This window comes from Variovorax defluvii (assembly GCF_039541515.1).
GTDB lineage: Bacteria > Pseudomonadota > Gammaproteobacteria > Burkholderiales > Burkholderiaceae_C > Variovorax > Variovorax defluvii.
In genome coordinates, this window is sequence record NZ_BAABGJ010000017.1 from 17,782 (window position 1) to 36,793 (window position 19,012).

A 19,012-nucleotide genomic window follows, 5' to 3' on the forward strand; every position below is an offset into this window, starting at 1 on the left:
GCCCGGCCCGTAGTCAAACGCCGCCTTTAGGGAGTTACCCTCGGAAGCAGTGCGGCATCACCATGGACGGTCGATCAGCCGTGCCGTCTTTGGCGACCGGGGATGGAGAAGCGAGAAGCGCACACGCGTTTGGGGCAATGCTCAAAACTATAAAGCAATCGCTAGACTCGTCTGAGTGATCGCTATAATCGCGGCGTATGGCCCAGCACATTCAACCGCAACCCGGACGGGTTGTAAGCACCATGAGTGATGAAGATCGCAAGAGTCAGCGCCTGTACGCGCGGCTGAGGCCCCGAACCCAGTTTCCTCGGACGCCGGAGGAGCTCTTCGGCGCGCGCACTCATGTGGAATCCTTGCGAAACATCCTGGTCGCGGCCACCGAGTGCTTTTCCGATCGCGGTTACCACGGCTCTAGTACCCGCGACATCGCGGATCGCGCGAACATGAGCCCCGCTGCTGTTTACACGCATTTCAGCACCAAGGAACAAGTTCTCTTTACGATCATCAGGATCGTCGGCGAATGGATCACCGAGGAACTTGTCAGTACGGCAAGGAGTTTTCCAGATCCGCAAGAGCGCCTCGCGGCTCTGGTGAAGCTCCACGTGGTTTGTCACGCGATCATGCGGCGACCGTTGCGAGTTGCCACGACCGAATTTCGCTTCCTGAACGCCGAATACCGGCAGTCCATCGACGACATCGGCAAGGAAATTGAATCCTTGTTCTGCGACACGCTTGTGGAAGGGTGCAAGGCAAAGTGTTTCGACATCGCGGATCCGCGCATCATGTGCACGAGTATTCTCGCGTTGTGCAGTTCCGTGGCGCGCTGGTTCTCCGATACCGGAGCATTGACGCCGGATGCGCTCGGGGAGCAGTACACGCACATCGTGTTCCGGATGGTGGGTGCGGATGCGAATATGGCGGCCGCCTCCAAAGTCAGGGCGGCCGGATCGCGGCAACGCTGAGATTCCACTCACCGGGGGCGCGTCACGGCCCCCGGCAGGCGTGCGGATCACTTAGCATGCCTGTTGCATTGACGGCGGTCCGGGAGCTAGGCGCCAGGCAAACCGACTGCGGCGCGTTCACGGTATAGAGGATCCTGCTTGTCGCGTCGGCCGATGTTCCAGTGCGGCAAGGGAGCTGGTGCGTCGCTGTCGAAGGGCTGGACGCCTTTCCAGTCAGCTACGGCTGTTCGCCTGAGAATGCGCCATTTCCCGTCGCGTTTCTCGACTCGATCGATGTAGCGCGCACATCCCATCAGGTCCATCCCGGTGTCAGCCTTTGCGGACGCGCCATTGGTCAGCGCGATTAGCGATTCCTTCGCTTCAGGCGGATACCGCTGGATGTACCAGACGTACGTCTCCGAAAGCGCGAGTTCCGGGCTTGCAAACTCGATCACCATGTTGCCGACCATATGCATCGAAAAGGGCATCGGCCGGTGGCGCTCCTCGATCCATTTGAGCAGTCCCGGGATGTCACCGCTATAGCGATTGTGGTCGTCGATCGCTTCAGGGTGGAAGATGTCTCGCATCGCCTCGAAGTCGAGGCGATCGACCGCACTACACCAGCGGTGGATCAGGTCCTGGATGGCGAGACGGTCAACTACTCGCTCCGGCGTGAAGCTGTCTGCTTGGAATCTTGTCATGAGATGCTCCAGAAATCACAGTTGGGGAAACAGATGACGCCTGATGAGGCGCCGGGGTAGACGCGCGCTCCGACAGTCAACCACCATCGATGGCGTTGTATCGGTCCAGGTGCAACGCCTTGAAGACATCGAGCAGCATGGGGAATTCGCCATCCTTGTAGCGTCGGTCGTCGACCCCTGATTCCTTGATCCCGCGATACAGCTTGGCCAAGCTATTGACCGTCGTCAGGACGGCCGAGGAGGCGAACATGACGAAGCGGAAGCCTGCCGCCGCGAGGTCATCGGCCGTGAAGCCTGGAGGGGGTAGCGACCCCTGCGCCATGACCGGGCCGCGGATGCGCGCACACATCTTGCGGAGGAAGTCCATCTGTTCCACCGGCGACAGCCCCTTGATAAATTCGCCATACATCGGCATCACCACGTCGGCACCGGCCTCCCTGAACATCTCACAACGCTCCAAGGTCTCCTGCAGCGAGTTCACGTCGGCGTCGGTTCGCGCGATGATGACCAGGTCGGAACTTCGGCGCGCATCCAGCGCCGCTTTCAGACGATCCAGCGCCGCCTCGCGGCTGACGACGGCGCGGCCCGGGAGTATCGGGCATTTCTTGGGTTGAACCTGGTCTTCTATCTGCAGGCCGGCGATGCCCGCGCGTTCCATGGTTCTCACGGTGCGGTACACATTGATGCTCCCGCCAAAGCCGGCATCGATGTCCGCCACCACCGGCAACTGCACGGCGTCGACCACGCGTGCAGCATGGCTGGCCAGCTCCGACATGGTGACCAGCCCGATGTCCGGGGCACCGAGCTGACTGACCTCGACGCCCATCCCGCTCAAGTACAGTGCATCGAAGCCGACGACTTCGGCGATGCGCGCAGAAAGCGCGTCGTAGCACGCCGCTGCAATCACTGGCGCCGAAGCCATGCGTTCCCTCAATTGCGCCCCAGAACTCATGATGATCCCTCGTCCATGCGTTGCTGTTCCCACTAGCTCACATAAGTGTTCGGCATGTCGAATGCTTCGGCCTGCCTCCGCTCGAATGCGAGGAAGGCGGGGGTGATCTGCCCTCCTCTCAAGCCGCCGCGGACGGCGCCCGCCCGCACATCGTGGAACGCATCCCGCCAGTCCTCGGGCAGCGGCTGCGAATCGGGCACAGCCATCCACAGCCTGAGCAAGTGGCGCTTCTCGTCCGGTTCGTCGAAGTCTTCAAAATCGGTCCGCGAGTGGACGACCACATAGTTGTTGAGGAGTTGGAGATCACCCTCCTGCAAGTCCATCGAATAGCAGAAGCGCTCATCCGCCAGCAAGCGCTCCACCGTATCCACGGCTTCCATCTGCATGGCGGTGAGCCGGGGTACATCCGGGAAATCGAGCTGCCCGCGCTCGATGGAATGTCGGTTGATCCGGAACGCGCGGATTCCATTCACGACACCCGTCAGCGACGACAGGTAGACGGGCGGCTCTCCCTTCCCCTGGGCACCAACCCGGCTCATTGCGAACGGCTGCAGCAGGGCATTGGCGCACTCCGGATGAACGCGGGTTAATTCATCCACGACCGCCAGTGAACTGGCGATCAGGCTGCGGCCACCCTTGCGCGCCGCGCGTCGGCACAGGAGCGCGACGACGTCGCACAGGTCGATGTGGAAATCGAGCTTGGAATTCGTGTTGTAGCCCCGACCCTCGCGTGTGCGGTACTGGTTGCCCTCGTCCCGCACGTCGTTTAGGACGTCGCTGTTCTTGTTCTGGGGGCGTGGGACACCTACATGCAATGCAAGCCCCCACAACGCGAGGCGGCTTTCTGTTTCCGACCACTCGCGAACCGGGAACCCCCTCATCAGGCACAGGCCCCATCGGCGCTGCACGGCCGAAAATGCGTCGCGAATCTCCGTGACCGCAGCAGCATTCAACGGGAAGTCCTGCTGTGTCATCTCGAGGAACTGCTTGTTCACACTCGATGCATGACGTACGGCAGCCCGCAACTCGGCGACCAGGTTCTCCGACAGCTTGTGGATCCAGCTGGAATCGCGCTGCAGGTCTCGCGCCAGCCAAGGGGTGGGGTGTTCGGTGTGGGGCATGGTGTACAGGTCCTGGTGAGGGTGGAACGGTTGGAAAGCGAGCTCAGCAGGGAGGGCGCGGATGTCGAGCATTCATCCACCTCACGCACTCAATCGCTCTCAGACACAAAGCGTCCGCTTAGAATCATACGTCCATGCTTTTCGAAAGTCATGTTGTTTCCGGTAGGGACAACCCTCGGAGCAGTTCAGGTGTCGCGCGGCCGGAAGCCCCATTGCGAGGCCGAGCCACGCAACATTCGCTCCCGCAGGCGAGGGTTTGTCCCTAGCCTCCGAAGCGTGACGTTCAGTCGAAGCTCGCTTAGGATCATAAGCGATTGCTTTTTTTGAGACAGCGAATATCATTTTTTTTGCATGCACACGCTTAGTATCAACGCGATTACTTATCGAAAGCCTGGCATGAACTTCCCCCTCACTCGGCGTAGCGCTCTCATGCGGTCGGCGGCGCTGCTTGGTACTGGTCTGCTTGAGCCGATGACTGCTGGTGCTACGGCTGCCGCTCAAAGTTATCCCTCCAAAGCTGTCGAACTTGTCATTCCCTACAGCGCAGGGGGGCCTACGGACGGACTGGGGCGCCTGCTCGCGGAGAGCCTGGCAGCGGACCTTGGCCGAGTGGATCAGGCTCATGACGGCGGCCGCTCGTTTGCCTGCCCGCAGTGAGCCTGCAAACAACCAGTTCTGCCGCCCCAGCGCGATGGGCCGGATGCGGTTTTCTACCCAGTTGTTGTCGATCGGCAGGTCACCGTCCTCCAGGAAGCGCGTGAGCGCATCCCACCTCTTCAGGTTGTAGTCGATCGCCTTGGCCGTCGCTGACCCGTCGGGGATCTTCTGGCGCTGCTGGCGCATCCACTGGTGCAGCGCATCGGCCACCGGCCTCGATCGTCGCCTTCGGAGTTGAAGTCTGCTGTCTCTGTCGGCCTGGGATGCCTCGCGCTCGACGTTGTACAGCTCGCCGAAGAACTTCAGTGCCTGTTCGCCCACCGCGCTGCCGTGGTTGACCCAGAGTTCATGGAACTTGCGTCGAGCATGCGCCATACACCCGACCTCGGTCACCCCGAGCTCGAAGCAGGCCTTGTAGCCGCTGAAGTCATCGGTGACGAGCTTGCCCTGCCAGCCGGGCTCGACGCCTGCACCCAGTTTGAGGAATTCACGCACGTGCTGGCCGCCCCGGCTCTCGGCGAAGTCGAACACGACGCCCTTGATCGGGTTGAACTGCGTCGTGCAGTAGCTCCACAGGTACGCCCGATGCGTCTTGCCGGCTCCAGGCTTGAGCATCGCCACAGGGGTCTCGTCAGCGTGCAGCACATCGTGTCGCAGGAGTTCTGCCGCCAGCGCGTCTACGAGCGGCTGAAGCTGTATGCCGCATTCACCTACCCACTGCGCCAGTGTCGAGCGGGCGATGACGTGGCCCGCGCGCTCGAAGACCGCTTCCTGCCGGTACAGCGGCAGGTGGTCCAGGTACTTGGCCACGAGTACCTGCGCCAACAGGCCGGCGGTCAGCATGCCCTTGTCGATGACGTGCGCAGGCACGGGTGCCTGAGTGATCCTCTCGCAGCACCTGCACACCCACTTGCCACGGATGTGGCGCTGGACCGTGAACACGCCCGGCTGGTAGTCCAGCTTCTCGGCCACGTCCTCGCCGATGCGCTGCAACGGCGCGCCGCACCCGCAAGTGGTGTTCTCCGGTTCGTGGTGGATCTCGCGACGCGGCAGGTTTGCGGGCAGCTTCTCGCGCTTGGCCTGTTGCCGCTCAGCCGGTGGCCTTGTTCCCTGCAGCGCTTCGATCTCCGCAGCGACGGCGGCCAGATCGGTGTCCAGCGTCTCTTCGAGCAAGCTCTTCTGCTCGGCGTTGTACGCCTCGCTCTTGGCGGCGAACTTCAGTCGCTTGAGGATCGCGTTCTCGTGCGTGAGCTTGTCCATGACCGCCTTCTGGAATGCCACCTGCGCATCGGCTTTGCGCAGCCTCTCGCGAAGCTCTTGCGGGTCCAGCGTGTCGATGTCATCGGCGATCACGGACTGTGATCGTGCCGGCAGCGTCACCATGCGCCATCGGCAGATACCGCAATGGACGCGCTACAACGTGGTGATCACACCGGCCTCACCGACGAGTTGCCAGGGAAGTCCCAGCACCAGGGCATCGAACTGCGCCCGGCTCAGTGTCAGCGTCCCGTCGATGTTCTTGGGCCAGGCAAACTTGCCGCTGTTCAGCCGCCTGGCTGCCAGCCAAACACCGATGCCGTCGTGCACCAGAACCTTCATACGGTTGGCACGCCGATTGGCGAACAAGTAGGCGTGGTGCGGGCGCGCCGCGACGAAGACCAACACGACACGAGCCAGGGCAGCCTCGGTGCCGGCGCGCATGTCCAGCGGTTGGACCGCCATCCAGATCGACTCGATCCGTATCAACGCAGGATCTCGCGAAGCCAGACGGCGCTCGCCGCCGCAGCACCACAAGGCCAGTGCACGACAACTGTGGTCGCGCCGCGCTTGAGTTCGATGCGGATGTCCGGCGCCGGTGAAGACTGCGCGGCATCGAGCTGCACCGGTACGAAGGCCGCCTTGCCCTGTTCTCGCGGCAAGTCGACAGCCCTGTCCGCGCAGTCGGGACTGGGCAGCCGTTGACCGCCTTCGATCACCCAGCGCCGCAGCAGATTGGCGTTGATGCCGTTGGCCAGGGCCACCGAGGCGATCGATACACCAGGTCGAGAGCAGGCGGCAATCAGGTTCGCCTTGAACTCGTCGCTGTGGCGGCGCCGGTGGCGCCGATCCCCCTTCACCGCAGCAGCCTCGATAGTGTTCACGTGTCCGCCAAGAAGTAAGTGGAGTAGTGAACACGATGCTCCTAGTCGCAGCGGCGGCAATCAAGACGGGTTGCCCGGACGCTTACGTAGCCAAATTCGCCTGATGGCCTTCATTGCTGGCGGGCATCAGATCACGAGAGTTCTGGAGCACTCGGCGCCTTCGAGCCCCCCGCACCCTCCCAGGCGTGGCGTGGCCGGTGTGGAGGAACCGGATGCAGAGGGATGAAAGCGCAGGTGAACAGACTGAGATTGGGCGGCGCAACTGGCGCCCGCTTGCGAGGAGGATCAGCGCATCAGTTGTGACAAGGGATAGATACGGCAATCCAGACTCACTGCGGGGCATGGCTGCGTGCGCGCTCGACTGAAAACGAACTGGCTCTTCGACGAAACGACCTTCAAAAGGCTTCCTCCGGAAGCCTGGCACAAGTTCCATCGAGACGTTCCACGACGTTTAGCCAAGCTCCCAACTTCGGCAGTTCGTAATGGAAGAAATAGTCGGTCGCCCCCAGGCGGCCGAGGGTGGCTGGTAGAACCCCCGAGGGATCTCCACGCAGCGCGCGTTCGGCAACATCCAGCCAGATCCACGCAAGTACCCCGTGTCCGAACGCCTGCATGTACGGCACGGCGTTGGCCAGCGCTTCCCGGGCGTTTCCTGTCGCCCACGCGGCGCGCGTAGCACCGAGGATTCGTTGCAAGGCGTCCTCCAGCGCGCTGGAGTGACCGGCAAGTACCGGCACGGACCGCGCCCGTGCGATGGTTGCGCGCATGCGCGTCGCCACGAGTTGCATCCCCCGACCATCCTCCATCAGCACCTTGCGCCCCAGCAGGTCGGCCGCCTGGATGCCGTGCGTGCCTTCGTGAATCATGTTCAGGCGGTTGTCCCGCCAGTACTGTTCCACTGGAAAGTCGCGGGTGTAGCCATATCCGCCGTGCACCTGGATGGCGAGGGAGTTGGCCTCGAGGCACCATTCGCTCGGCCAGCTCTTCGCGATGGGGGTGAGCACCTCGAGCAACAGGCGAGATTCGTCTGCTTCTTCGGGGTTCCCTGTCTTCTGTTCGTCGACGAGGCGTGCGCAGTAGAGCTCGAGCGCCAATGCGCCTTCGCAGTAGGACTTCTGCGCCAGCAGCATGCGGCGGACATCGGCGTGCTCGATGATGCGCACTTGCGGTGTCGCTGCATCCTTGCCCCCGGGTCCGACGGGCCGCCCCTGGGGCCGGCTCTTTGCGTAGTCGAGCGAAGCGTAATAGCCAGCCATGCCGAGCATCGTCGCCGCGATGCCCACGCCGATGCGGGCCTCGTTCATCATGTGGAACATGCAATGGAGGCCCTTGCCCGGCTGGCCGACCAGATAGCCTACCGCCCCGGGCTTGCCGTCGACCAGAAATCTGCCCTCGCCGAAATTGAGCAAGGCATTCGTGGTTCCGCGCCAGCCAAGCTTGTGGTTCAAGCCCGCCAGGGCGACGTCGTTCCTGCCGGCCAGCGCAACTGGCATTTCGTCCGCGCCTTCCTCTTTGCGGGGCGAAGAACCGGGTCGAGGGTCCTTCACCGCCACTAGCCACTTGGGCACGATGAACAACGAGAGCCCGCGGGTACCGGGAACCAGCTTTCCGTGCTCGTCGGGGATTTTCGCCAGCACGATGTGCACGATGTTTTCCGTCAGCTCATGGTCGCCGGCAGAAATCCACATCTTGTTGCCCGTGAGCCGGTATCGGTGGCCCAGCGGATCGAGCTGAAAGTTTGGGCCGTCCGGCACCGCGCGCGTCGCCACGTCGCTGAGGCTGGAGCCCGCCTGCGGCTCCGACAGGCACATCGTGCCCGCCCACCGGCCCGAGAACTCGTTCCTCGCGAACACCGCCTGCTGCATTGGTGTCCCGTGCACCATCAGCAGGTTCGCATTGCCGCTGGTCAGCATGTGAGAGCCGATGCTGGCCGATGCCATCGAAAAGAAGCTGTTCGCAGCGGTCTGGACCGTGTACGGCAGCTGCATACCCCCGACCTCGTAATCCTGGGCAGCACTGAGCATGCCCGAGTCGACGAAGGCCTTGTGCGCATCGTGCGTGGCCTGCGGTTGGATGACCTTTTCGCCGTCGAACCTAGGCTCCTGCGTGTCGACGATGCGGTTGTTCGGCGCGTACTTGTCGCGCGCGATGCGCTCGCAGGTGTCGAGCACCGCGTCGAAGGTTTCCCGCGAGTGGTCGGCGAAGCGCGGGCGCTGGTTGAGCCGCTCGATGTCGAGCCAGCCGTAGAGGAGGAAGTCGAGCGTCGGTCGCAGGCTCATGAGTGACTTTCGAGTGGTACTCAGACTTCAAAGCCGGAACCGGACACTGCGCCTACCTTATCCAATTCGAGCCGGTACTGCTGCCAGCCCGATTCGGGAACAATTTCGCCGTCGCGGTCGCGGATTTCCGCAAATCGCAGGCCGACCTCTTCCGCCGCGCGCGCGGCATCGGCGATGTGGATCCCTCTCGTCATCGTCACGTGTGCGCACTCGTAGCTTCCCGCACCGGCCAGCAGGATGGCGCGTGTTGGCGCGTCATTTGCTACCAGTGCCACCAGCCCCGGACTCACTTTCTCGGGCGAAAGCGCTGCGAGCGCGTCAGGAGAAAGAATGCCCTCGGTCATGACTGTGGCTGCAGTCGGTGCGAGGCAGTTGACGCGAATGTCGTGCTTCTCGCCCTCCAGGGCGAGTGTCTGCATCAGGCCGACGAGCGCCATCTTCGCTGCCGCGTAGTTGGCCTGTCCGAAGCTTCCGTACAGGCCGGACGACGAGGTCGTGAAGACGATCCGACCGTGGTTGCGGGCCCGCATCCGGTTCCACACGGCCTGAGTACAGTGGACTGCCCCCATGACGTGGACATCGAGAACCAGGCGGAAATCGGCCAACGGCATCTTGGCAAAAGTCTTGTCACGCAGGATCCCTGCGTTGTTAACCAGGATGTCGATGCGGCCCCACTCGGCCTCACCCTGGGCGACCATCGCCTCGACCTGGTCGGGCTGCGTCACGTCGGCGCCGTTTGCCAGTGCTTCGCCGCCCAGCTTCCTGATTTCGGCGGCGACTGCGGCGCCTGGAGAGCCGGCTTGGTCGGCGCCGAGATCGTTCACAACCACACGAGCGCCGTGCCTGGCAAGTTCCAGGGCATGCGCCCGGCCCAGCCCGCGGCCCGCGCCGGTCACGATCGCCACCTTGTCTTGGAGGATGCGGTGCATGCTACAGAACCTCGAACACGCCAGCCGCGCCCATCCCGCCGCCGACGCACATCGTCACGACGACCTTCTTTGCGCCCCTCCGCTTCCCTTCGATCAGCGCGTGTCCGGTCAGGCGTTGCCCGCTCACCCCGTACGGGTGGCCCACCGCGATTGCGCCGCCGTTTACGTTGAGCCGATCCGCCGGAATGCCCAGCTTGTCGCGGCAGTAGATCACCTGCACTGCGAAAGCTTCGTTGAGTTCCCAAAGGTCAATGTCGTCCATCTTCAGTCCCAGCCGCTTGAGGACCTTCGGAACTGCGAACACCGGCCCGATGCCCATCTCATCGGGTTCGCACCCGGCCACAGCGAATCCGAGAAACCGCCCGAGCGGCTTCAGACCCCTTCTTTCAGCGTATGTCTCTTGGACCAACACGCATGCGCCGCCGCCATCGGAGAACTGACTGGCATTCCCCGCCGAGATCAGTCCGCCAGGCAGGGCTGAGCGGATGCCACTGATGCCCTCCTTGGTTGTCCCCGGGCGGATGCCTTCATCGTTCTCCACCATCACTTCCTTCGTGCGCATCCCCGCGACCGGGTCGGCGACTCCGGCCACCACCGTGATCGGGGCGATCTCGTCCTTGAACAGCCCTTTGTCGAGAGCTGCAGCAGCCCGCTGTTGGCTCGCAGCACCGTACTCGTCCATTGCGTCGCGGCCGATGTCGTACCGCTTGGCGACCTGTTCGGCGGTCTGCAGCATGGACCAATAGATCTCTGGCTTGTGCTGGAGGAGCCAGGGGTCGGTCGCCATGTGCTGGTTCATCTCCTTTTGCACGCAGGAGATGCTCTCCACCCCGCCAGCCACGTAGACCTCGCCCTCGCCCACCTGAATGCGCTGCGCAGCGAGAGCGATGGTCTGGAGGCCCGTGGAGCAGAAGCGGTTGATCGTCATGCCCGAGGTGCTGACAGGCAGGCCGGCGCGCAGCGCGATCTGGCGCGCGATGTTGTTGCCCGTTGCGCCCTCCGGGTTCGAGCACCCCATGATGACGTCTTCGACCTCCGCCGGCTCGATGCCGGCGCGCGCCACCGCGTGGTGCACGGCATGGCCGCCGAGCGTGGCGCCATGCGTCATGTTGAAAGCGCCTTTCCAGCTTTTGCCAAGCGGGGTGCGAGCGGTGGAGACAATGACAGCGCGGGTCATGGAGAGTCCTTAGGAATGTGAATGAGAGCCGCGTGTCTTGTCGACCGCCGTGATCAGGGCTGCGCGGCTGTACTGTTCAGCCGAACTGCTGGCCGTCCGCGACGCACTTGCGCAGCAGCGGCGCCGGCTCCCAGAAGGTCGCATCGTCGCGGGGATTCGTCGCGAACCGCTTCATCGCCTCTGCGACGTTGAACAACCCCACCTCGTTGGCGTAGTGCATCGGTCCCCCGCGCCACGCCGGAAAACCGTAGCCGGCGAGGTAGACCATGTCGATGTCCCCCGCCCTGGAAGCAATGCCTTCCTCGAGGATACGAGCGCCTTCGTTGACCAGCGCATAGACCAGGCGCTGCACGATCTCTTCGTCCGAGATCGGGCGCACAGGACCGCCCAGCTCCGCGCGGCACTTTTCGAGCATCCTCTCGACCACCGGTGAGGGGATTGCGTCGCGTTTCCCCGGACGGTAGTCGTACCACCCTGCCCCGGTCTTCTGCCCGAGTCTGCCTAGTTCACAGAGCTTGTCCGCGGTGCGGCTGTATTTCATCGCCGGCCGCTCCACGGCGCGACGCTTGCGAATGGCCCAGCCGATGTCGTTACCAGCCAGGTCGCTCATGCGAAAGGGACCCATCGCAAAGCCAAACTTCTCGATGGCTCGATCGACCTGCTGTGGCGTCGCGCCTTCATCAAGCAAGAAGCCGGCTTGACGCGTGTACTGCTCGATCATGCGGTTGCCGATAAAGCCATCGCATACCCCGGAGACGACCGCGGTTTTGTTGATCCTTTTCGCCAGCGCCATGACGGTCGCCAGCACGTCTTTTGCCGTCTCCCTGCCACGCACCACTTCGAGCAGCTTCATTACCTGGGCCGGGCTGAAGAAGTGCATGCCCACGACATCCTGCGGACGCGAGGTGAAGGCGGCAATCTTGTCGACGTCGAGGGTGGAAGTGTTCGTGGCCAGAATGGCACCCGGTTTGGCGACGCGGTCCAGTGCCTTGAACACCTGTTCCTTGACGTCGAGATCCTCGAAGACTGCCTCGATGACGAGATCGGCGTCCTTCAGATCCTCATAGTCCAGGGTGGCGGACAGCAAGGCGATGCGTTGCTCGTACTCATGCTCCTTGAGCCTGCGCCTGCTGATCCAGGCCTCGAAATTCTGGCGGATGCTCGCAATTCCTCGGTCGAGTGCCTCCTGCTTCATTTCGAGCAACTTGACGGGAATTCCGGCGTTGAGGAAGTTCATCGCGATGCCCGCACCCATGGTGCCGGCGCCGACGACGCCGACGGAGGTGACCGGGCGCTGGGGCGTGTCGTCGGGGACGTCAGGGATGCGGGACGCTGCACGCTGCGCCATGAACGAGTGGCGCAGCGACGCCGATTCCGGAGTCGACATCAATGCGGTAAAGATCCGGCGTTCCTCGGCCATGCCGTCGTCGAACGTCATCTTCGTGGCCGCCTCGACGGCGTTTACGCATTGAAGTGGTGCGGGGTAGTTCACGGACACCGCTGCCACCGTGTTCCTTGCAAACTGGAAATAGGCGTCTCCCTGGGGATGCCCACAGGGAAGTTTTCGCACCCGAGGAAGCTCGCCTTCGCGGGTGACCACGGATCTCGCAAAGTCGATGGCCTGATCGAGCAGCGACCCGGGCGACGGGGCGAGCTTGTCAAAGAGCTTCTGGCCAGGCAATGACGCGAGCACCTCGCTCTTGACCGGCTCGCCGCTCACAATCATGTTGAGCGCGTTTTCGACACCGAGCACTCTCGGCAGCCGCTGCGTGCCGCCGGCACCGGGAAGCAATCCCAGCTTCACTTCGGGCAAGGCGATGCTGGCGCCCGGCGCCGCGATGCGGTAGTGGCATCCCATGGCCAGCTCGAGACCTCCGCCCATGCAGAGCGAATGAATCGCCGCCACGACGGGCTTCGTGGAGGCCTCCAGCGCGAGGATGACGCTCAGCAGGTTTGGCTCCTGCAGTGCCTTCGGCGTTCCGAATTCCTTGATGTCGGAGCCGCCCGAGAAAGCGTTGCCCGCCCCGATAATCACCACGGCCTTGATGCGGGCATCCATGGAGGCTCGGAAGAGCCCTTCCGTGATACCGACGCGGGTGGCGTAGCCGAGTGCGTTCACCGGCGGAGCAGCGAGAGTGATCACTGCCACGTCGCCGAGTACCTTGTATTCAGCTGTCACGCTGCGTTCCTTTGATCATGGATTTCTTCGAGATGGCTGTCGGCCCAGGCGCCCGCAGCGCTGCTTGCCCCGCAAGCCGGAGCGCGCGAGGCCCCGTGGGTTTAGTCGCCGATGATCGTGACGCCGCCATCGACGACTAGGTTGTGGCCGGTGACGAAGGAGGACTCGTCCGCTGCCAGGAACACGGCGGCGCCGGCGATGTCTGAGGGCTCGCCGATTCGGCCTAAGGCCGATCCCCGGCGAAACTTATCTGCGAGTTCCGGCGTATCCCAGAGCGGTCGCGCGAAGTCCGTCTTGATCAAGCCGGGAGAAATCGCGTTCACGCGAATTCCGTGCGGTCCCAGTTCCTGCGCCATGTTGCGGACGATTTGCACATCCGCCGCCTTGGTCACGTTGTAAGCGCCGATCAGTGTGGAACCGCGTTGACCGCCGATGGAAGACATCACGATGACGGAACCACTCTTTTGCTCCATCATGTGAGCCGAGACCAACTGGATCAACCGGTGGGTCGAGAGGATGTTGGCTTCGAACAGCTTCTGGAACTGCGCGTCGGTCACCTGTGCCATTGCGCCATACGCAGGGTTGCTGGCCGCGTTGCACACGAGAACGTCAACCCGGCCCAGCAAGGCCACGGTGCGGGACACGAGGTTGTGAAGATCGTCCTTGGAACTGATGTTGGCGCTGATCGAAATCGCAGCGTCCCTTTCCACGGCCGCATTGATCTCCGCGGCAACCGATCGGCACTCTTCCGGCTTCCGCGAGGAGATGACTACCTTCGCACCTTGGTGGGCAAAGGCGGTGGCCACCGCCTTTCCGATGCCGCGGGTGGAGCCGGTAACGATGCAGACCTTGTCGTCAAGCTTGAACATGCGCGTAACGGGGTGCGAGTCGCTCACTGGAAACTGAAGCTGGGGTATTGCGCACCCTCAGCTCGCAGCCTGTCGACGTAGTTGTTGTAACCGCCGAGGAACGCCACCGGCGTCACCTTCTTGCCCGGGATATTGGCGCCGACGATCCACGAGTTCGCTCGCGCGCCGTCGGGGATCAGCGTGGAATCGATCGCCTCTTGCGTTGCCTTGACCCATCCCTCCTCTGCCTGCTCGCTCACATCCATGGAATCAAGACTCCGGGATTTCATGTGGCTGAGCGCGCCGGCAATCCACCGGATGTTGCTTTCGATGGTCGACGGGACATTGCCAAACGTGCTCAGCGGTCCCGTAATCATGAAGAAGTTGGGGAAGCCACTGGTGGCAACGCCGAACAGTGTCCGCGGCCCTTCCTTCCATTTGTCAGCGAGCGACACACCGGCCTTGCCGCGGATGTCGACATCCACCAGGGCACCGGTGAATGCGTCGAACCCGGTCGCAACGACGATATCGTCCAACTGGTAGCGCGTGCCGTCCTGCAGCTCGATTCCGTCCGGGACGATGCGGCTGATGGCGTTCTTCGAAATATCGACCAGGGACACGTTGTCCCTGTTGAAGGTCTCGTAGTAACCGTGGCCCGCGGGCGGGCGCTTGGAACCGTACGGGTATCCGCGGGGGCACAGAAGCTCGGCGGTCTTTGGATCCTTGACGATGCTCTTGATCTTGTTGCGAATGAACTCGCTGGCCGCTTGGTTGGCGTCCTTGTCGACGAGGACGTCATCGAAGGTCTCGAACAGGAATCGGAAACCGCCCCTGCGCCACCCTTCTTCGAAAATCTCGTTCCGCTGTTGCGGGGTGTACTGGCTGGCGAGCCGGCCAGTCACTTCGAATGGCATGGCAAACGCATGCCGATCCACCTGCTGCCAGATCTCCGGGTACCTGCTCTTGATGTTGTTAAGGAACGCCTCAGACAGGGAATGGTTCTGCGCCGGAACCACGTAGTTCGGGGTGCGCTGGAACACCGTCAGGCTCTTGCTCTTCTCAGCCAGATGGGGCGTGATCTGCACGCCGGTTGCACCGGTGCCGATCAGGCCCACCCTCCTGCCGGTGAAATCCGGATCCTGTTGCGGCCAGCGCGCCGTGAGGTAGCAATTGCCCTTGAAGTCCTTGAACCCGGGGAACGGCGGCACAAAAACGGACGACAGGATCCCCATTGCGGAGATCAGGTACTTCGCCTTGTATTGAGCTCCACTCTCGGTGACAACGATCCAAAGTTTCTGTGCTTCGTCGTAGGTGGCCTTCTTCACTCGGGTGTTGAAGGTGATGGAGCGCTTCAGATCAAACTTGTTCGCCACGTGCGTGAGGTAGCTCTTCACCTCCGTCTGAGGCGGGTATCTCTCGGTCCATTTCCACTCTTGATTGAGCTCTTTGGAAAACGAGTAGCAGTAGTACCAAGCCTCGCTGTCAGTCCTCGCGCCGGGGTACCTGTTCCAGTACCACGTCCCCCCGACATCCGTTCCGGCTTCCAGGCAGTGGGCGGAGATGTTCATCTCCTTGAGCTGCCAAAGCATGCCCAGGCCAGCGAAGCCGGCGCCGATCACCAGCGCTTCGTAGGTGGTGCCCGCCTTGGGCGAAGAATCTGCTGCTGTATTGCGTGTCATGTATCGCTTCCTTGTCGAGGAATTGGTTCAGGTGGACGAACACCGCCGGAGTACGAATGCTTGTCGTAACCAAGCGATCGCTTTAATAGTACAAGCTTTCGCACCCTGCGTCATCACTCGGGGAAACCCTAAGCACCCCTCGCGTCGAAGGGCAGCTGATGCTGGCTGGGGGATAGCCGAGCGGCGAGGCGAGGATTGACCGCGCTCGGCGGAGCAAAGGTCCAGAGGCGACCCGGCCGGCACGCAAGGGTTAGTCCCGACATCCCGGGCGTTGACAAGTCCGCCAACGCCACCAACACTAAGCAAACGCTCAGGATGCTAGAGCAAATGAAAAGACCCGACCGCCCTGGCCCCTTGAGCAACAACGCCGGCAGCTCGTCAAGCGCCGCTCCACAGAAAGGCTTCGATATGTCCCATCCACTCTCCCGGCGCAGTGCCATTCAGAACATCGGCATCGGCTTAGCTTCCGTAGCAGCGCCGACGATTTGGTCAGGCAACTCGGTAGCGCAGGACGCCTACCCCGGCGGCAAGGTCGTGACGCTCATTTCACCATTCGGTTCTTCTGTCGACATGTTCGGACGCATGGTTACGGAGCAGCTCTCTAAACGGCTGGGCGGCACATTCATCGTGGAGCAAAAGCTCGGAGCAGGCGGCACGATTGGCACGGCTTACGTGAGCAGGCAAAAGCCCGACGGCCACACGCTCGCCATCGTAGGAAGTTCCAGCGTCAGCATCGCCCCCCACATCTACAAGAATTTGCCCTATCGGGCGCAGGATCTGACCTATCTTGCAGCGCTGATGTTTGGGCAGTCCGTGCTGCTGGTCGCGCCGGAGAAAATCAAGTCCTTGCGCGAATTGCTTGAACTTTCCAAGAAGCGTTCCCTGAACTTCGGCTCGCCGGGCGTAGGCAGCGGCATGCACCTCGGCGTTGAGCGGTTCACTGCCGCAGCAGGCATAGCCAACGCAGTGCACGTCCCCTTCAAGAGCACGGAAGCGCTCACCGTGGCCCTCATCGCCGGTGACATCGACTACTACATCAGCGTCACTTCCGTCAGCGCAGCGCTGGTCAAGTCCGGAAGACTGGCTGCCTTGGCCGTCACAGGCGACTCGCGAAGCCCCGACCTGCCGAACGTGCCTACCTTCACCGAAATCGGGCTGAAGGATATGGACTTGCCCATCTTCTACGGGCTGGTCGGGCCCCCTGGAATGCCAGAAGAAATCACTGCGCGGCTTGTAAGCACTCTTCAGGCGATCGGCGAGGCCCCCGATTTTCGCGCTGCTGTCACGCGCACAGGCAACGTTCCGGCTGTGATGCTTGGCAACGCCTTCAAAGATTTTGTGCTTGCAGACATGGCCCGCCAAGGCGCCTTGATCAAGAAGCTGGGGATTGAGCCTCAATAGTCGATCCGACCTAGGCCCGCCATGTCCCGTCAAATATCCCGCCGCTCGGCGCTTCAAAATATCGGTTTCGGCCTGGCTTCCGTCGCCGCGCCGACTCTGTTGAGTAGCAACTCGGTAGCGCAGGACGCCTATCCAGCAAGCAGGGTCGTGACGCTCATATCGCCGTTCGGTTCTTCTGTGGACATGTTTGGGCGCCTGGTGGCGGAACAGCTCTCGAAGCGACTGGGCGCCACATTCGTCGTGGAGCAGAAGCTGGGGGCAGGCGGCACGATTGCGACCGCCTACCTGAATAGGCAAAAGCCCGACGGCTATACGCTCGGCATCGGCGTGCCTTCCACCCTCAGCATCGCCCCCCACATCTACAAGAATGTGGGCTATCGGCCGCAGGACCTGACCTACTTGGCAGCCCTGATGTCTGCGCCGTCCGTGCTGATAGTGGCACCGGACAGAACGAAGTCCTTGCGCGATTTGGTTGAGCTTTCCAAGAGGCGTTCCCTGAACTTCGGCTCGCCCGGCGTAGGTAGCGGCATGCACCTCGGGGTGGAGCGGTTCACCACGTCGGCCGGAATTGCAAACGCAATACACGTGCCGTTCAAGAGCACTGAAGCGCTCACCATGGCGCTCGTCGCCGGTGACATCGATTACTACATGAGCGTCACTTCCGCCAGCGCGGCGCTGATCAAGTCGGGAAGACTGGCTGCCCTGGCCGTCACAGGCGATGCGCGAAGTGCCGACCTGCCCGGCGTGCCAACGTTCGCCGAAATCGGACTGACCGATATGGACCTACCTAACTTCTACGGGCTCGTCGGGCCGCCTGGTCTCCCCAAGGAGATCACGGCGCGGCTTGAAAGCACCCTTCAGACGATCGCCGAAGCGCCTGATTTTCTCGCTGGAGTCACGCGTACGGGCAATGTGCCGATCTCGCTGATCGGCAATGCCTTTAAAGAATTTGCCGTTTCCGACTTGGCGCGCCAAGGAGCCCTCATCAAAAAGCTCGGTATCGAGCCTCAATAAACCGTCGTCCGTACCGTGCCACCGCTTTCGACGGTGACCATCTCGTGCAAGCGGTATCGCGACGGCTACCGTCAGCACTTTTGCATCGAAACCGGAGAGTAACGCATGAAAATCACCCCCCTTGCTTCCGCGCTCGGCGCCGAAGTGCACGGCCTGGACTTGTCGAAGCGACTTGAAAACGAACAGGTTGCCGAGATTCGCGAAGCATGGCTTCGGCATCAAGTCCTGCTATTCCGCGGGCAGCAACTCACCCCGCAGCAGCTGATCGAGTTCAGCGGCCGGTTCGCGCCGCTCGCAACGCATGACAACTACCCTGGGGAATTACGGCACCCGGACCATTCGGAACTCCTTGTCGTCAAGGCCAGCAAGGTGCGCGGCGAGCGTGTCATCTTCGGGCAGCAGTGGCACTCCGATCTCTCTTATACGACCCGCCCGTCGCTCGGCTCGAGCCTCTACTGCCTGAAGCTGCCGCCGGTAGGGGGCGACACGCTGTTCGCGAACATGTACCTCGCGTGGGAAACACTGTCGCCGACCTTGCAGCGAATTCTAGAGCCGCTAGAGGCTGTCCATGACCTGACCAACGGTGGGGATTACCTCCGAGCCTCCCGGGACCGTACAGAAGCCGCGCTGAAGCGGAATCCGCCCGTGCTGCAGCCGGTTTGCCGGGTTCACCCGGAAACAGGTCGCAAGGCATTGTTCGTGAGCGAATGGATGTGTCCGCGTTTCGAAGGGATGAGCAGTGAAGAGAGCAAGGGGTTGCTCGAGTACCTGTTCAAACACGCAACGCGCCCAGAGTTTTGCCTTCGGCAGAAGTGGCGCGTCGGTGATCTTCTAATGTGGGACAACCGCTGTACGGTTCACATGGCGCTTGCGGATTACCCCACCGACGCTGAGCGGGAACTCCTTCGAACGTCCATGGTGGGCACACCCTCGGGGCGACTGGTGGACGAGCCCCCGCTTGCCTGAGCTCGCGGCCACCGACCGTCATACGAA

Annotated in this window: 15 protein-coding genes and 1 pseudogene; 4 read left to right on the plus strand and 12 right to left on the minus strand. The window is 62.4% G+C overall.

Going from position 1 to position 19,012, the window contains the following annotated elements; genetic code table 11:
* Positions 1 to 242 precede the first annotated feature (242 nt).
* Complete coding sequence (locus ABEA07_RS10360) at positions 243 to 962, plus strand: TetR/AcrR family transcriptional regulator (protein ID WP_345537654.1); 720 nt, start codon at positions 243 to 245, stop codon at positions 960 to 962.
* An 86-nt stretch (positions 963 to 1,048) separates the two neighbouring features.
* Here ABEA07_RS10360 and ABEA07_RS10365 read toward each other — a convergent pair whose 3' ends face one another.
* The 12 genes and pseudogenes from ABEA07_RS10365 to ABEA07_RS10420 all read right to left on the minus strand — a co-directional run bounded on the left by ABEA07_RS10365 (position 1,049) and on the right by ABEA07_RS10420 (position 15,604).
* Positions 1,049 to 1,642, minus strand: a complete 594-nt coding sequence (locus ABEA07_RS10365) for a nuclear transport factor 2 family protein (RefSeq protein WP_345537656.1) — start codon at positions 1,640 to 1,642, stop codon at positions 1,049 to 1,051.
* 76 nt (positions 1,643 to 1,718) lie between these two features.
* Complete coding sequence (locus ABEA07_RS10370; RefSeq protein ID WP_345537658.1) at positions 1,719 to 2,564, minus strand: isocitrate lyase/PEP mutase family protein; 846 nt, start codon at positions 2,562 to 2,564, stop codon at positions 1,719 to 1,721.
* 62 nt (positions 2,565 to 2,626) lie between these two features.
* The gene (locus ABEA07_RS10375; protein WP_345537659.1) at positions 2,627 to 3,787 is read right to left on the minus strand and encodes a TauD/TfdA family dioxygenase; all 1,161 of its coding nucleotides are present in this window, start codon (positions 3,785 to 3,787) and stop codon (positions 2,627 to 2,629) included.
* A gap of 525 nt (positions 3,788 to 4,312) precedes the next feature.
* Positions 4,313 to 5,755: pseudogene (gene tnpC / locus ABEA07_RS10380) on the minus strand (IS66 family transposase); the annotation flags it as partial.
* 30 nt (positions 5,756 to 5,785) lie between these two features.
* The gene (tnpB, locus tag ABEA07_RS10385; protein WP_345537661.1) at positions 5,786 to 6,094 is read right to left on the minus strand and encodes an IS66 family insertion sequence element accessory protein TnpB; all 309 of its coding nucleotides are present in this window, start codon (positions 6,092 to 6,094) and stop codon (positions 5,786 to 5,788) included.
* 20 nt (positions 6,095 to 6,114) lie between these two features.
* Positions 6,115 to 6,513 carry a transposase gene (locus ABEA07_RS10390; protein ID WP_238693164.1) on the minus strand — a complete coding sequence of 133 codons (399 nt, stop codon included), beginning with the start codon at positions 6,511 to 6,513 and terminating at the stop codon, positions 6,115 to 6,117.
* 395 nt (positions 6,514 to 6,908) lie between these two features.
* The gene (locus ABEA07_RS10395) at positions 6,909 to 8,792 is read right to left on the minus strand and encodes an acyl-CoA dehydrogenase (protein ID WP_345537664.1); all 1,884 of its coding nucleotides are present in this window, start codon (positions 8,790 to 8,792) and stop codon (positions 6,909 to 6,911) included.
* A 20-nt stretch (positions 8,793 to 8,812) separates the two neighbouring features.
* Positions 8,813 to 9,721: an SDR family NAD(P)-dependent oxidoreductase gene (locus ABEA07_RS10400; RefSeq protein ID WP_345537665.1), complete on the minus strand. Its 909-nt coding sequence runs from the start codon at positions 9,719 to 9,721 to the stop codon at positions 8,813 to 8,815.
* 1 nt (position 9,722) lies between these two features.
* Complete coding sequence (locus ABEA07_RS10405) at positions 9,723 to 10,898, minus strand: acetyl-CoA C-acyltransferase (protein WP_345537666.1); 1,176 nt, start codon at positions 10,896 to 10,898, stop codon at positions 9,723 to 9,725.
* Between the two features lie 76 nt (positions 10,899 to 10,974).
* Positions 10,975 to 13,077, minus strand: a complete 2,103-nt coding sequence (locus ABEA07_RS10410) for a 3-hydroxyacyl-CoA dehydrogenase NAD-binding domain-containing protein (protein WP_345537667.1) — start codon at positions 13,075 to 13,077, stop codon at positions 10,975 to 10,977.
* Between the two features lie 101 nt (positions 13,078 to 13,178).
* The gene (locus tag ABEA07_RS10415) at positions 13,179 to 13,946 is read right to left on the minus strand and encodes an SDR family NAD(P)-dependent oxidoreductase (protein WP_345537668.1); all 768 of its coding nucleotides are present in this window, start codon (positions 13,944 to 13,946) and stop codon (positions 13,179 to 13,181) included.
* Between the two features lie 23 nt (positions 13,947 to 13,969).
* Positions 13,970 to 15,604, minus strand: a complete 1,635-nt coding sequence (locus ABEA07_RS10420) for a flavin-containing monooxygenase (protein WP_345537670.1) — start codon at positions 15,602 to 15,604, stop codon at positions 13,970 to 13,972.
* Between the two features lie 327 nt (positions 15,605 to 15,931).
* Between ABEA07_RS10420 and ABEA07_RS10425 the strand changes: the two genes are divergently transcribed.
* The 3 genes from ABEA07_RS10425 to ABEA07_RS10435 all read left to right on the plus strand — a co-directional run bounded on the left by ABEA07_RS10425 (position 15,932) and on the right by ABEA07_RS10435 (position 18,985).
* On the plus strand, positions 15,932 to 17,005 hold the full coding sequence (locus ABEA07_RS10425; RefSeq protein ID WP_345537672.1) for a Bug family tripartite tricarboxylate transporter substrate binding protein: 1,074 nt from the start codon (positions 15,932 to 15,934) through the stop codon (positions 17,003 to 17,005).
* Between the two features lie 21 nt (positions 17,006 to 17,026).
* A complete protein-coding gene (locus ABEA07_RS10430; protein WP_345537673.1) occupies positions 17,027 to 18,019 on the plus strand; it encodes a Bug family tripartite tricarboxylate transporter substrate binding protein in 993 nt (330 codons plus the stop codon).
* 105 nt (positions 18,020 to 18,124) lie between these two features.
* Entirely contained in the window at positions 18,125 to 18,985 is an 861-nt protein-coding gene (locus ABEA07_RS10435) for a TauD/TfdA dioxygenase family protein (protein WP_345537675.1), read from the plus strand.
* Positions 18,986 to 19,012: the final 27 nt, after the last annotated feature.

Coding starts and splice junctions, on each gene's coding strand:
- ABEA07_RS10420 (WP_345537670.1), bottom strand. CDS start 15,604: ATGACACGCAATACAGCAGCAGATTCTTCGCCCAAGGCGGGCACCACC.
- ABEA07_RS10415 (WP_345537668.1), bottom strand. CDS start 13,946: ATGTTCAAGCTTGACGACAAGGTCTGCATCGTTACCGGCTCCACCCGC.
- ABEA07_RS10360 (WP_345537654.1), top strand. CDS start 243: ATGAGTGATGAAGATCGCAAGAGTCAGCGCCTGTACGCGCGGCTGAGG.
- ABEA07_RS10400 (WP_345537665.1), bottom strand. CDS start 9,721: ATGCACCGCATCCTCCAAGACAAGGTGGCGATCGTGACCGGCGCGGGC.
- tnpB (WP_345537661.1), bottom strand. CDS start 6,094: ATGGCGGTCCAACCGCTGGACATGCGCGCCGGCACCGAGGCTGCCCTG.
- ABEA07_RS10405 (WP_345537666.1), bottom strand. CDS start 10,898: ATGACCCGCGCTGTCATTGTCTCCACCGCTCGCACCCCGCTTGGCAAA.
- ABEA07_RS10395 (WP_345537664.1), bottom strand. CDS start 8,792: ATGAGCCTGCGACCGACGCTCGACTTCCTCCTCTACGGCTGGCTCGAC.
- ABEA07_RS10365 (WP_345537656.1), bottom strand. CDS start 1,642: ATGACAAGATTCCAAGCAGACAGCTTCACGCCGGAGCGAGTAGTTGAC.
- ABEA07_RS10375 (WP_345537659.1), bottom strand. CDS start 3,787: ATGCTCGACATCCGCGCCCTCCCTGCTGAGCTCGCTTTCCAACCGTTC.
- ABEA07_RS10430 (WP_345537673.1), top strand. CDS start 17,027: ATGTCCCGTCAAATATCCCGCCGCTCGGCGCTTCAAAATATCGGTTTC.
- ABEA07_RS10425 (WP_345537672.1), top strand. CDS start 15,932: ATGAAAAGACCCGACCGCCCTGGCCCCTTGAGCAACAACGCCGGCAGC.
- ABEA07_RS10435 (WP_345537675.1), top strand. CDS start 18,125: ATGAAAATCACCCCCCTTGCTTCCGCGCTCGGCGCCGAAGTGCACGGC.
- ABEA07_RS10370 (WP_345537658.1), bottom strand. CDS start 2,564: ATGGCTTCGGCGCCAGTGATTGCAGCGGCGTGCTACGACGCGCTTTCT.